Genomic DNA, 13185 nt, shown 5'->3' on the forward strand with positions numbered 1-13185 from the left:
TATCTGGCGTTGACTTTTGGCACGCTGTTGAGTTCTCAAGGAACGGACGCTTCCTTCGGTCCCGTCTCCGGGGCCCTCCGGGCGCTTCCCTTCGGTACTTCATTTTGTGTTGCTGTTGTTCTGTTCTTGCGTTTCCGACTCTATCAGATGCTTTCGTATCCGATTTCCCCGGCCGGCGGGGCCGCCTTCCAGGTTTCCGCTTTCGCGTTTCCCTTTCCAGCGATTCCGACTCTACCAGAACCTTTCGGGCCTGATTCCCAGTCAGAGGGGGTGTGCCGTCCCGGCCCTTCGGCCGTTCCGACGTCCCGAACACTAGCGGATTCCCCAGGCGACTCATAATCGAGAGATCGGGAGTTCGAAATGTATTTCGGCATGCGAAAATACATCCCGGCTGGGAGATCGTGCTGAGTTTGGGTGCCGCATCCGCGGCGGGAGTGGCTGCCGCCGGGCCGTACCGGCCCCGTGACAACTCGAAGAACCTTACGGATCCGGCAGGGGGCTGTCAAGCCCCCGTTCAGTCGAGATCCGTCAGCCGTCCGCCCGCGTCCGGCTGGGCGTGTTCCACCCTGCGCAGCAGGCGGATCAGCATCTCGCCCAGCACTCCGCGCTCGTCGCCCGAGAGGTCCTGGAGCAGCTCCTCCTCGAAGTCCGACGCCATGCGCATGGCCGCGAGCCACTTCGTACGGCCCACGTCGGTCAGCTCCACGATCACCCGTACGCGGTTGTTCTCGTCGCGGTCGCGGGTGACCAGGCCGTCGCCCGCCATGCGGTCGATGCGGTGGGTCATGGCGGCCGGGGTGAGGCCGAGGCGCTTGGCGAGTTCGCCGGGGCCCAGGCGGTAGGGGGCTCCGGAGACCACGAGGGTCTTGAGGACCTCCCACTCGGCATTGCTGATGCCGAGGTCGGCGACCTGCCGGCCGTACGCGACGTTCATGCGGCGGTTCAGGCGGCCCAGCGCCGAGACGATCTTCTCGACCTGGGGGTCGAGGTCGCGGAATTCGCGCTGGTAGGCGGCGATCTGCTCGTCGAGGCTCGGCTCCTGGAGGCCCTGCGGGGCGGGCTTGGCCGGGGTGTCGGACATCGGGGAAGTATCGCACGCATATGCGTAGGCTTCTAAGTCCTTCGATGTGTATTGTTAAGGTCTTAACTTTAGCTTCTAAGTCTTCGGACGTCAGTTCTTAGGTGGGTGAGTGTGACCAGGGAGTTGGGCGCGGCCATGCGCAGGATCCAGGCGGGCAACGCGCTGGGCGCGTTCGGGCTGGGGTTCACGGTCCCGTACCTCTATGTGTACGTGGCTCAGGTGCGGGATCTGGGCGCCAGTACCGCCGGTGTGGTGCTGGCGGTCTTCGCCATGGCCGCTCTTGTTGTCCTCCCCTTCACCGGCCGGATCATCGACCGGCGCGGTCCGCTGCCCGTCCTGGTGAGCGGGGCGGTGCTGGCCTCGGCGGGGGCCCTCGCCATGGGGTTCTCGGGGAGCGTGCCGACGGCGGTGATGTCGGCGGCGCTGCTCGGTGCCGGTACGGCCGTCATGCAGCCGGCGCTGGCCACGATGATCGTGTGGTGCTCGACGGCGGCGACGCGGACGCGGGCCTTCGCGACCCAGTTCTTCCTGGCGAACCTCGGGCTCGGGGTCGGCGGGCTGGTCGGCGGGCAGATCGTCGACCAGGACCGGCCGGGCAGCTTCACGCTGCTCTTCGCCATTGAGGCCGTGATGTTCCTCGTCCTGGCGGGCATGGCCGCCTCGGTCAGACTGCCCCGTCCGGCCGCCTTCGCCGTGAGCGCGCTGTCCAAAGACTCCAAGGACACCGACGCCGCCGGGCGCGCCGGGGGCGGGGTGCGGGCGCTGCTCCGCCACCGGGCGATGGTGCAGTTGCTCGGACTGGGCTTCGTGGTGTTCTTCGCCTGTTACGGGCAGTTCGAGTCGGGGCTCGCCGCGTACGGCACCGAGGCCGCGGGGATCGATCCCTCGACGCTCGGGGTCGCGCTGGCCGCCAACACGGCGGTGATCGTGATCGCGCAGTTCGTGGTGTTGCGGCTGGTCGAGCGGCGGAGCCGTACGCGCGTGATCGCGGCTGTCGGGCTGATCTGGACCGTGGCCTGGATCGTCGCGGGGTACGCGGGGCTCGGGCACGGGAGTACGACGATGGCGACGGCCGCGTTCATCTCCACGTACGCGCTCTTCGGGCTCGGTGAGGCGATGCTCGCGCCGACCGTCGCGCCGCTGGTGGCCGATCTGGCGCCGACGTCGATGGTCGGGCAGTACAACTCCGCCTTCGCGCTGGTCAAGCAGCTGGCGCTGGCGGTCGGTCCGGCGGTGGGCGGTCCGATGGGGGCGTCGCTGCACGGGCCGTACATCGTGACGTTCGTGCTGTTCTCGCTGGGGATCACCGTGCTGGCGCTGCGGCTCGGCCGGCGGCTCACGCCCGCGCAGGACCGGCCTTCGCCGGTGTCTGCCTCGCGGGTGGTCGCGCGGCGGCTGCCGGAGGGCGCGGAGAAGGCGGAGCCCGTAAGGACGCGGCCCGTACCGGAGCGGGTGGGCTGACCGCTCACGGCGGTCGCGCGTCAGCGCGGCAGGGCGAACTCGCACCAGACGGCCTTGCCGCCGCCCGGGGTGCGGCGGGATCCCCAGGACGAGGCGATCGTCGCGACGATGGAGATGCCGCGGCCCGCCTCGTCCGCCGGTTCGGCGCGGCGGCGGCGTGGCAGGTGGTCGTCGCCGTCCGTCACCTCGATGATCAGCCGGCGGTCGGTGCGGCGGAGTCTGAGGCGCATGGGCGGGGTGCCGTGCTGGAGGGAGTTCGCGACCAGTTCGCTGGTGGCGAGCACGCCCAGGTCGCACAGTTCGACCGGGAACCGCCAGGAGGAGAGCACCCCGGAGGCGAAGGCGCGGGCGCGCGGGGCGGCCTCGACGCCGCCGAGCAGGTCGAGTGCCGCGTTGTGGAACAGCTCCGCGTCGGGGCCCGTACGCGCCGGGTACTGGAGGACGAGCACGGCCACGTCGTCGTCGTGGTCGGCCGTCACGCCCAGGGAGCGGATCAGGCGGTCGCAGACGACCTGGGGCGAGCCGTTGGCGCCGGCGAGGGCGCGTTCCAGGGACTCGATGCCTTCGTCGATGTCCTCGCCCCGGCGCTCGACCAGGCCGTCCGTGTAGAGGACGGCCGTGGAGCCGGGCGGGAGCGCGATGCTGCCCGAGGTGTGCTGCCAGCCGCCGGTGCCGAGCGGGGGGCCCGTGGGGTCCGCCGCCCGTTCGACCGCGCCGTCCTCGTCGCGTACCAGGATCGGCAGGTGGCCGGCGGAGGCGTAGACGAGGCGGCCCTCGTCGGGGTCGTGGACCGCGTAGACGCAGGTGGCGATCTGGCTGGCGTCGATCTCGGCGGCGAGTCCGTCGAGGAGTTGCAGCACTTCGTGCGGGGGCAGGTCGAGGCGGGCGTAGGCCCGTACGGCGGTGCGGAGTTGGCCCATGACGGCGGCGGCGCGGACGCCCCGGCCCATCACGTCGCCGATGACCAGGGCCGTACGGCCGGCACCGAGGGTGATGACGTCGTACCAGTCGCCGCCGACCGCCGCGTCCTTGCCGCCCGGCTGGTACGTGGCGGCGACGCGCAGGTCGTCGGGCTGCTCCAACTCCTGCGGGAGGAGGGAGCGCTGGAGGGTGACGGCGGTCTGCCGGTGCCTGCGCTCGCTGGTGCGGAGCCGTTCGGCGGCCTCGGCGTGGTCGGTGACGTCCGCGGCGAAGATGAGGACACCGCCGGAGTCCGCGCAGCCGACGGGGGTGCAGGTGACCGTGTAGGAGCCTTCGCCGCTGTCGGGCCTGTCCTGGCGGTCGTGGCCGTCCTGGGCGTCCTGGCCGTCCTGGTGCCGGTCGGACCGGGCGCGGACGTGGACCTTGCGGGACTTGACCGTACGGGGCTTGCCGCTGCGCAGCACCTGGTCGAGGAGCGGCAGCAGGCCCAGCTCGGCGAGTTCGGGGCAGCTGTCCGCCACGAGCGTGCCGACGGTACGGGGGCCGAAGGCGGCCGCGTAGGCGCCGTTGACGTACGCGAGGCGATGCTCGGGGCCGTACACCAGGGCCACCAGGGCGGGTAGTTCGCCCAGGACCTCCCGTACGGAGAGGTCCTCCAAGGAGGGGACGCCGTCCGGCGCGGGGTCGGGCTGCCGCTCGTACTCACCACGGGCCGCGGGCACGGAGCCGCGGTCGGTCCGCGCGGCGGCGCGGCGCTGCGTACCGGGGAGCCGGGCGCTCCAACGCGTGAAATTCACGTCTGTTCAGGCCTCATGGGGTCGTGTTGCTGTTCGTCTTGGCCGAGCGGAGCCGAACGTGCCGGATCAGTCGGTGCACCGGATCACTCTGTGCAGAGGTGAGCCCACCTATGGTCACACGCGGGTCACGGCTCCAGTGTCGCCGACCGGACGGGCGGCGGGCACCGGCGGAGCGCCGGTCGTCGGGATCACCGGTGATGCCGCCGGTGACGCGTCCCGTCCACCGGCGTGGGCGTCAGCGGTCCTTGGACGGGTCGTCCGGCGTGTCCTTGGGCGTGTCCTCGGTGTTCCAGCCTTCCGCTGCGCCGGTCTTCCAACCGCCCGCGGCGTCGGTCTTCCGGCCTCCCGCGGCGAGTTCGAATTCGGCGCGCGGGTGTTCCAGTGAGCCGAGGGAGACGATCTCCCGCTTGAAGAGTCCCGAGAGGGTCCATTCCGCGAGCACCCGGGCCTTGCGGTTGAACGTGGGGACGCGGCTGAGGTGGTACGCGCGGTGCATCACCCAGGCCGGATAGCCCTTGAGCTTGCGGCCGTAGACGTGCGCCACGCCCTTGTGGAGCCCGAGGGACGCCACGGAGCCCGCGTACTTGTGACGGTAGTCCTGGAGGGGTTCGCCACGTAGGGAGGCGAGGATGTTCCCGGCGAGGAGCTTGGCCTGGCGGACGGCGTGCTGGGCGTTGGGCGCGCACTCCGTGCCCGGTTCGGCGGCGGTCAGGTCGGGTACGGCGGCGGCGTCGCCGGCGGCCCAGGCGTGGTCGGCGCCCTCGACGCCGAGCTGGGGGGTGCAGGTGAGGCGGCCGCGTTTGTTGAGGGGGAGGTCGGTGGCGGCGAGGACCGGGTGGGGTTTGACGCCGGCCGTCCAGACGAGGGTGCGGGTGGGGAAGCGGGTGCCGTCGCTGAGGACGGCGACGCGGTCCTCGCAGGAGTCGAGGCGGGTGTCGAGCCGTACGTCGATGTTGCGGGCGCGCAGCTCACGGACGGCGTAGCGGCCCATTTCCTCGCCGACCTCGGGGAGGATCCGGCCGGTCGCCTCGACGAGGATCCATTTCAGGTCCTCGGCCTTGAGGTTGTGGTAGTACCGCGTGGCGTAGCGGGCCATGTCCTCCAGCTCGGCGAGGGCCTCGACGCCCGCGTAGCCGCCGCCGACGAAGACGAAGGTGAGGGCGGCGTCGCGGAGGGCGGGGTCGCGGGTGGAGGAGGCGATGTCCATCTGCTCGATGACGTGGTTGCGCAGGCCGATGGCCTCCTCGACGGTCTTGAAGCCGATGCCGTGTTCGGCGAGGCCGGGGACGGGGAGGGTGCGCGAGACGGAGCCGGGGGCGAGGACGAGTTCGTCGTAGGTGACGTCGACGGTGCCGTCGCCCTCGTCCTCGGCACCGAGGGTCCTGAGGGTGGCGGTGCGCCGGGCGTGGTCGATGGAGACGGCCTCGCCGAGGACGATTTTGCACCCGGACAGCACGCGCCGGAGCGGGACGACGACGTGGCGGGGCGAGATGTTCCCGGCCGCCGCTTCCGGGAGGAATGGCTGATACGTCATATACGGCTCCGGGGTGACGACGGTGACCTCGGCCTCGCCGCTCCTGAGATGGTGCTGGAGGCGCAGCGCGGTGTACATGCCGACGTAGCCGCCACCGACGACAAGAATGCGCGCGGGAGGCGCGGCGGGCGGGGGTGCGGGGGTCGTCCCCCGGGAGATCTCAGCCATCACTCCCCCATGACGCAACGCCCTCAAGGCTTTGTCCACAGCCCCGACAAATTGTGTGACCGGAGGCGGTCGGCGAACCGGGGTACGCAAATGCGCCGGTAATGCTGGAGGAAGCCAGGTCAGAAGGGGTGGAGAGGGGTGAGGGAGATGGTTGAATCACCCATCTTCCGGTCCTTGCTCCGATCGGGGCATGCTCCGTGCGGAACTACCCCCTTCTGAATTGACCCGGGCTCAACTATGTTCGTACCTCGTCGGGGTGTACGGCCTGTGACGGGACAGGCTCACATCGTCGACTGTCAAGCGGGGAGTCTCCGGGGGGAGACATCATTACCGGGGGAACGCTTATGCACATTCAGGATTCGCATTGGCAGGCTGCCGTCGTCTCGGACGGGGAAGGCCGGTTGGGTGCGGGCGGGCGATCAGCTCCGCTCCGCGTGGACGCACAGCGCAATCTGGAGCATGTACTGCGAGCGGCTCGCGAGGTGTTCGGCGAGTTGGGGTACGGGGCGCCGATGGAGGACGTGGCGCGCCGGGCCCGGGTGGGTGTCGGCACGGTCTACCGGCGGTTCCCGAGCAAGGACGTGCTGGTGCGCCGGATAGCCGAGGAGGAGACCTCCCGGCTGACGGACCAGGCGCGTACGGCGCTGGGGCAGGAGGAGGAGCCGTGGTCGGCCCTCTCCCGCTTCCTCCGTACGTCGGTGGCGTCCGGCGCCGGGCGGCTGCTGCCTCCCCAGGTGTTACGGGTGGGCGTGGACGGCGACGACCCCGCGGGGGCGCGCGGTCAGGCGCCCGAGGCGGGGATGCGCGGTCAGGCGCCCGAGGCGCGGGTGCCTCAGCAGCGGCAGGCGGGCCAGCCGGACCTGCGGGTGGTCGAACCGCGCCTGTCGGTGGACGACCTGGACGATCCGGGGGCCGTGGAGCTGCTGGAGGTCGTGGGGCAGCTGGTGGAACGGGCCCGTGAGGCGGGTGAGCTGCGCGTCGACGTGACGGTGGCGGATGTCCTGCTGGTGATCGCCACGGCGGCGCCGTCGCTGCCGGACGCGGCGCACCAGGCGGCGGCTTCGGCACGGCTGCTGGACATCCTGCTGGAGGGGCTGCGGTCACGCCCGGCATGAGGAGCGGCGGGGCCGGGCGGGGGGCGTGCGCCCGGGCTCGTGCACGGGTCGGTGCGGGGTGCCTTTGGCGGTCGGCGGGGTGCCCTTTGGCGTTCGGCGCGAAGTGCGCGCGGCGGGCGGCGGGGGTGCCTGCGGCGCGGGGTGCCTGAGGCGGTTGGCGCGGAGTGCGCGCGGCGGGCGGCGCGAGGCGCCTGCGGCTGTCGGCGCGGGGTGGACTTACCGGTCCGCACCGGGTGCCCCCACCAGCCCGCGCCGGGCGGCCTTCGTCGCGCGACTTTCCTCGAACTGGCGTACTTTCAGGCGCTGTTGAGGCTTCCCCGAACGGGTGAAGTGTGGGGCTCGGGCCCGGGAAACGACCCCGGACGAGTGGTTGCGGAGCTTGAGAGGGCTTGGGCGCGGCGCGCTGTGGCACGCTGACCGGGTGTGTGGGTCGGACAGTGCGTGCGGGGGCTTCCGCGATGAGCGGTGATGGACGGGACGAGCCACTTGGTGGCGGTGCGGAGCCGCCTGGTGGCGGCGCCGAGGGGGGTACGGAGGGTACGGAGTCTGACGGCCCGGCGTCCTGGCAGGTGCCCAACCAGGGCGGCCCCAGGGAGCCGTCCGCGCCGGGAGGCGCGGGTGGGGCCGGTGGGCCGGGGGGCCGCTTGGGTGGTCTGGGTGTTCCGGGAGGCCCCGGTCGGCATTGGGGTCCCGATGGGTCCGGCCGTTCCAGTGGGCCGGAAGGCCCCGGTCGGCTCGATGGCCCGGGAGGTCCGGAAGGTCCTGATCGGCAAGGGGGTCCCAGTGGGCCGGGAGGCCTTGGTGGGCCTGGTCGGTCCGATGGTTCCGGTGGCCCTGGGGTCCCTGGCCGTCTCGGTGAGCCGGGGGCCTCTGGTGCGCCGGGAGGCGCGGGTGAGCCTGGTGGGCCGGGCGATCCGGAAGGTCCCGGCCGGCATTGGGGTCCCGGTGGGGCCAGCCGTTCCAGTGGGCCGGAAGGCCCCGGTCGGCTCGATGGCCCGGGAGGTCCGGAAGGTCCTGGTCGGCAGGGGGGTCCCAGTGGGCCGGGAGGCCTTGGTGGGCCCGGTTGGCCGGGGGGTCCCCATGGCTCTGCTGGCCCCTACGGTCCTGGTGGCCCTGGCGTGTCGGGCGTGTCGGGTGCCCCGAGCGCGCCGGGTAGTCCGCGTATGCCGGGCGTACCGGAGCAGGGAGGTCCGAGCGAGGCGGCTGTGCCGCAGCGCGGTGGGCCAAGCGACGCGGCCGTGCCGGAGCAAGGCGGACTCAGCGAGGCCGGTGTGCCGGGGCAGGGAGGGCCCAGTGAAGCCGGTGTGCCCGAGCAGGGCGGACCCAGTCAGGCCGGTGTGCCCGAGCAGGGTGGGCCCAGCGAAGGCGGTGGGGGTGCGGGGGTGCCCGGGCCTGTGGTGGTGCCTGGGCCCGCTACCGGGCCCGGTAGTGCCGGTCTTGGGGGCGGCGGTCTTCTGCCCCTGCCCGGCGGGGACGGCAGCGTGCCGACGCAGCGGGAGCGTGGGAGCGAGGACGATCCCCGGTTCGGCGAGGACGTCGACGTGCCGACGCTGGAGCTGCCGGCCGCCGGCCTGCCCAGGTCGGACGCGGACCTGGTCCAGCGGATGCGGGACGGCGACGACAGCGCGTACGAGGAGCTGTTCCGCCGGCACTCGGACGCGGTGCGCCGCTATGCCCGTACCTGCTGCCGTGACGCACACACCGCCGACGACCTGACGGCCGAGGTGTTCGCCCGTACGCTCCAGGCGGTGCGCGGCGGGGCCGGGCCCGAGCAGGCGGTCCGTGCCTACCTGCTGACGACCGTACGGCGCGTCGCCGCGTCCTGGACGAAGTCCGCGAAGCGCGAGCAGTTGGTCGACGACTTCGCGGCGTTCGCGACGCAGGCCGCGCGCGTCGCGGAGGTCTCGGACGTGGACACGCTCGACCTGGGCGCGGACGTACGGGCCATGCACGACGCCGAGCAGTCCCTCGCCATGCAGGCGTTCCGCAGCCTCCCCGAGCGCTGGCAGGCGGTGCTCTGGCACACCACGGTCGAGGAGGAGTCGCCCAGCGAGGTCGCGCCGCTCTTCGGACTGAGCGCCAACGCGACGGCCGTGCTGGCCGGGCGGGCGCGCGAGGGTCTCAAGCAGGCGTACCTCCAGGCCCATGTGAGCACCGCGCTCACCTCGGGCGGCGACTGCGCGCGTTATGCCGACCGGCTCGGCGCGTACGCGCGCGGCGGGCTGCGGATGCGGGCCGAGCGGGGGCTGCGCAAGCACCTGGAGTCGTGCGCGAAGTGCCGCGTGGCGGCGGGGGAGTTGGCGTACGTCAACTCCGGGATCCCGGCGCTGGTGCCGATCGCGGTCATCGGCTGGTTCGCGGCGGGCTATTCGCTCAAGGCGGCGGGGATCATCGCGGGCGGCGGGGCCGCGGGGGCCGCCGCTGCGGCCGGGGGTGCTGCGGGTGGCGCGTCCGGTGGCGCGGCTGCCGGTTCCGCTTCCGGGGCCGCGGCCGCCGAGGGGCTCGGGGCACCGGTCAAGGTCGGTATCGCGGGGCTGGTCGTCGTCGCGACGGCCGGTCTGGTGTGGGCCCTGTCGGGCAGCCCGGAGGACGCGGGCCGGCCGGACGCGAAGCCGCCGGCGGCGCAGCCGGTGCTTCCTGGGGTTCCGGTGCCTTCTCCGGCGAAGCCGGCTGCGCCTGGGCCTGCGCCCCGGTTGTCGACGCCCTCGCCTCCGTCCACTCCTTCGCGTACGTCTGCGCCTACGCCTGCGCGTCGTGCCACGCCGTCCCGGACGCCCTCTCCGGCGCCTGCGACGCGGCGGTCTTCGGCGAAGCCGGTGAAGCCGGTCGTGAAGCCCACGCCCAAGCCGGCGAAGCCGGCGCCTCTGCCCGTGCCCGCGCCCGCCGTGTACCAGGTGAACCAGTTGGAGTACGGCGTCCTCGGGGACGGCACCGCGCCCGAGGTGCGGCTCGGCGGGAGCGGCTGGCTCTGGCAGCGGTCGAGCGTCTCGATCGGCGGCACCCGGTACGCGTACGGCGTGACGATGCACGCGCCGTCCTCGGTGACGATCGACCTCAACCGGAGCTGTACCTCGTACGAGGCGATGGTGGGGGTGGACGACATGACCCTCGGGCTCGGTTCCGTCCGGTTCTCCGTCTACGGGGACGGGGGGCGGTTGTGGCGGTCCCCGGTGCTGCGCGGGGGTGGGGCGGCGGTGCGGGTGTCTGTGGGGATCGCGGGGCAGCGGTCGATCCGGCTGGTGGTGGACCCCGAGACCCCGTTCGACACGGTGGCGCTGGCGGACTGGGCGAGGTCTCGTATCGCGTGTCGGTGATCGGCCGCGCCTTTGCCCGGTGGGCGGCGCGGGTTACTGATTGTCCTCAATCGCCGGACGGGCTTGGTTGTGCCCGCTGCGGCCCGGTGGCCTGGTGCGGGTTGTTGCCGGGGGCCGGTCAGGGGCCGTGTCCTGCACTGCATGTTTTACGTCGCGTTCAGCCAGTCGTATTGGGTAACGATCGCCATGCGACACAAAACACGCTCTACGTTCCGGACACGACCCCTGCCCGTCCCCCTCCCAGGCCCGCGCCAAAACAACCCGGCCCACCCCGGGGCGGGCGGGGTCGTTCAGTCTCCCGTCCGGCGTGAGGGGGGCGGGGTCGGAGGAGGCAGGGGTGTCCGGACGTAAAGCGTCGCAACTCGCGCGAAGCGCGGTGAGGATAGCAGTCCGGACACCCCTGCCTCCGGAGGCCCCGCCCCCCGCCACCACGACAAACCAAGCCCGTCCGGCGATTGAGGACATCAGTAAGCGCAACGGACAACGGGCAGACGCACGGTCAAGAGCGCAACGTCGGCCGCGCCACCACCCCCACCGCACGACGACGTGGCGCCGCCGTCCCCGTCCAGCACGTGCCTCGCCGCGAAAGCAACCGCCGTAGCCACAGCTCCGTGGAGACCAGGTCCGCCAGCCCGTCCAGCGGCACCGGCACCCCCTCCGCCGCCGCCCGCAGCGCCTTGCGGACCACGCGGGCCTCGATCAGGCCCGCGTCGGCCAGGAGCGGCGCGTCGAAGAGGGCCAGCAGGTCGCCGATGGCCAGGCGCAGGCCCGCCCGGGTGGCCGCCGCCGTGCCGGCCCGGGACGTCGCGCCCCAGCCCGGCGGCAGGTCGTGGATGCCGGCGCCCGCGAGGACCGTACGCAGGACGTCCGCGCGGGCGCCCGGCTGGACGCGCAGCGCCTCCGGCAGCAGGCGGCAGGCCCGGACGACCTGGTTGTCGAGGAACGGGGCGTGCAGGCGCTGGCTGCGGATCTCCGCGGCCTGTTCCAGTACGCGGTGGTCCGCGGCGTACCGCGCGAGCGCCGCGCGCGCCCGCGCCTCGCCGGGGCGGGGGACGGACGTGGGCCGGGTCGCCGCGGTCGACAGGCGAACCGATACTTCGGCCAGCGCCTCGCCCGTGAGCCAGCGGGCGGCCGGACCGGGCCGGGACCAGGTGAGCGCCGCGAGCGAGGCGCCCAGCGGACCGTCCGCGGCGGGCGCGAGCGGCGAGCGGTTGGCCTCGGGCAGGCGGGCGGCGGCGGCTTCGAGGCCGGTGCGGTACGGCGTACGGGCCAGGCGGCGGGCGGCCCGGTAGACGGTGAGCGGGACGAACAGCGAGGCGGGCGAGGCGCCTTCGGCCTTGGCGACGGCCGCGACGGGGGACAGGAGGTGGCGTCGGCGCCGGTCGAGCAGCAGGTCGGCGAGGCGGGCGGGGTGCGCGTCCAGGACCTCGCGCGCGCCGGCCCCGGTGAAGTGGTCCGCGCTGCCCGCCGCGAGTCTGCGCCGGTTGCGTTCGGCCAGGACGAGGGAGGGGCCCGGCTCGTCGGTGAGCGGGCCCTCCAGCTCGGCGTACGGCAGGGCCTCCTCGCCCGCCGCGACGACGACGTGGTGCAGCCGGGGGTTCGCGGCGATGGACCGCGCCCGCTCCAGCTCCGCCTCGTCGCGCCCGCCGGTGGCCAGGTCGTTGAAGGTGACGGCGAGCAGCCGCTCCCCCGCGCCGGTGCCGTGCCCGAGGATCGTGCCGGGCGCGCCGGGCAGCCCGGCGGCGAGCAGCGCGAGCGTCCCGGACGCGCTGCCGCCCGACAGGTCGGCGCCGATGCCGGGCACCGGCGCCCCGCGGGCGGCGCGCCGTTCGGCGGGCCCCATGCCGGGGACGGGCCCGGGGTCCGGCGGCAGGGTCTCGGGGGCGTGGCGCGGGGCCGTCAGCCGGGCCCGTACGGCTTCCACCAGGGCGTCCCGGACGCCTTCGACGGCCCGGTCGGGGTCGAGTTGCGGCGCGGCGACGGCGAGCGAGGCGACCTGTTCGTACCCGGTGATCTCGCGGGACCCCTCGCGCAGGATCAGGGCGTGCCCCGGCGGGATGCGTTTGACCCCGTCGTACGGGGTGGCGTCGCGCAGCGCCTCCGGGCTCTCCGGGCAGGCGAGGAGCGCCGCCAGGTAGCCGATGTCGAGCTGCGCCTCGATGAGGTCGGCGAGCGGCAGGGCGGCGGTGGCGTACGCGGTGCCGGCCGCCCAGGGCGTGTAGAAGACGGGCCTGGCGCCGGCCAGGTCGCCGACGACGGTGATCCGGCGGCCGATCTGCGCGACGGCGGTGTAACTCCCGGGCCAGGCCGTGAGATGGCGCAGCGCCCCGCCGCGCGCCGCGAAGAGCCCGACGCGGAGTTGTTCGTCGGTGGCGCCGCAACAGCCCAGGATGGCGAGGCGGTTGACGGCGTCGATGGTGACGACCCGTACCTCGTCGGGACGCCAGTCGCCCACGGCCCAGAGCGGATCGGGGTCGCCCCATAGGAGTTGGGAGCCGACCGGGTGGACCGTACCGCCGCCCGATCCCTCACCGTCGGCGAACCCGACGGATCCCGCCGTGCCGTTGCCGCCCGCGTGCCCGCCCACCGCGCCGGCCACGGACCCGCCGACGCTCCCTGCCGTGCCCGCCGTTCCGAAACGCGCGGCGATACTGCTCCACCCCACCAACCAGCGCATCGCCGCCTCCACAGCCTGTGGACAAGTCACATCGAGGCCCGTCCCGGGAGCTCGGTCCGAAGCGTGGACAGTAGCTCGATCCGAGCCGTTCGGGGACATGCTGCCACGACAACAGCA

7 protein-coding genes are annotated in these 13185 nt (G+C 73.2%); 3 read left to right on the top strand and 4 right to left on the bottom strand.

What is annotated here, in order from left to right:
* Positions 1–514 precede the first annotated feature (514 nt).
* On the bottom strand, positions 515–1081 hold the full coding sequence (locus ACIO1C_RS03420; RefSeq protein ID WP_161312212.1) for a MarR family winged helix-turn-helix transcriptional regulator: 567 nt from the start codon (positions 1079–1081) through the stop codon (positions 515–517).
* 111 nt (positions 1082–1192) lie between these two features.
* Between ACIO1C_RS03420 and ACIO1C_RS03425 the strand changes: the two genes are divergently transcribed.
* A complete protein-coding gene (locus ACIO1C_RS03425) occupies positions 1193–2542 on the top strand; it encodes an MFS transporter (RefSeq protein WP_401858066.1) in 1350 nt (449 codons plus the stop codon).
* Between the two features lie 20 nt (positions 2543–2562).
* Here the strand turns inward: ACIO1C_RS03425 and ACIO1C_RS03430 are convergent, their stop codons facing one another.
* The gene (locus ACIO1C_RS03430; RefSeq protein WP_401858069.1) at positions 2563–4260 is read right to left on the bottom strand and encodes a SpoIIE family protein phosphatase; all 1698 of its coding nucleotides are present in this window, start codon (positions 4258–4260) and stop codon (positions 2563–2565) included.
* Positions 4261–4495: 235 nt separating this feature from the next.
* Entirely contained in the window at positions 4496–5962 is a 1467-nt protein-coding gene (locus tag ACIO1C_RS03435; protein ID WP_401858072.1) for an NAD(P)/FAD-dependent oxidoreductase, read from the bottom strand.
* Between the two features lie 344 nt (positions 5963–6306).
* Here ACIO1C_RS03435 and ACIO1C_RS03440 point away from each other — a divergent pair, with 344 nt between their 5' ends.
* Positions 6307–7077: a TetR/AcrR family transcriptional regulator gene (locus tag ACIO1C_RS03440; RefSeq protein ID WP_401858075.1), complete on the top strand. Its 771-nt coding sequence runs from the start codon at positions 6307–6309 to the stop codon at positions 7075–7077.
* A gap of 1163 nt (positions 7078–8240) precedes the next feature.
* Positions 8241–10391: a sigma-70 family RNA polymerase sigma factor gene (locus tag ACIO1C_RS03445; RefSeq protein ID WP_401858077.1), complete on the top strand. Its 2151-nt coding sequence runs from the start codon at positions 8241–8243 to the stop codon at positions 10389–10391.
* Positions 10392–10890: 499 nt separating this feature from the next.
* Here ACIO1C_RS03445 and ACIO1C_RS03450 read toward each other — a convergent pair whose 3' ends face one another.
* Positions 10891–13068, bottom strand: coding sequence for an asparagine synthase-related protein (locus ACIO1C_RS03450; RefSeq protein WP_401858080.1), 2178 nt, complete (start codon positions 13066–13068; stop codon positions 10891–10893).
* Between the last annotated feature and the right edge of the window lie 117 nt (positions 13069–13185).

The sequence above is a fragment of the Streptomyces sp. NPDC087420 genome, assembly GCF_044744165.1.
Taxonomy (GTDB): Bacteria; Actinomycetota; Actinomycetes; order Streptomycetales; family Streptomycetaceae; genus Streptomyces.

What these genes read in the sequence shown, in the direction of transcription:
- ACIO1C_RS03420 (WP_161312212.1), bottom strand. Translation starts at nt 1,081, where the DNA reads ATGTCCGACACCCCGGCCAAGCCCGCCCCGCAGGGCCTCCAGGAGCCG.
- ACIO1C_RS03435 (WP_401858072.1), bottom strand. Translation starts at nt 5,962, where the DNA reads ATGGCTGAGATCTCCCGGGGGACGACCCCCGCACCCCCGCCCGCCGCG.
- ACIO1C_RS03440 (WP_401858075.1), top strand. Translation starts at nt 6,307, where the DNA reads ATGCACATTCAGGATTCGCATTGGCAGGCTGCCGTCGTCTCGGACGGG.
- ACIO1C_RS03445 (WP_401858077.1), top strand. Translation starts at nt 8,241, where the DNA reads ATGCCGGGCGTACCGGAGCAGGGAGGTCCGAGCGAGGCGGCTGTGCCG.
- ACIO1C_RS03450 (WP_401858080.1), bottom strand. Translation starts at nt 13,068, where the DNA reads ATGCGCTGGTTGGTGGGGTGGAGCAGTATCGCCGCGCGTTTCGGAACG.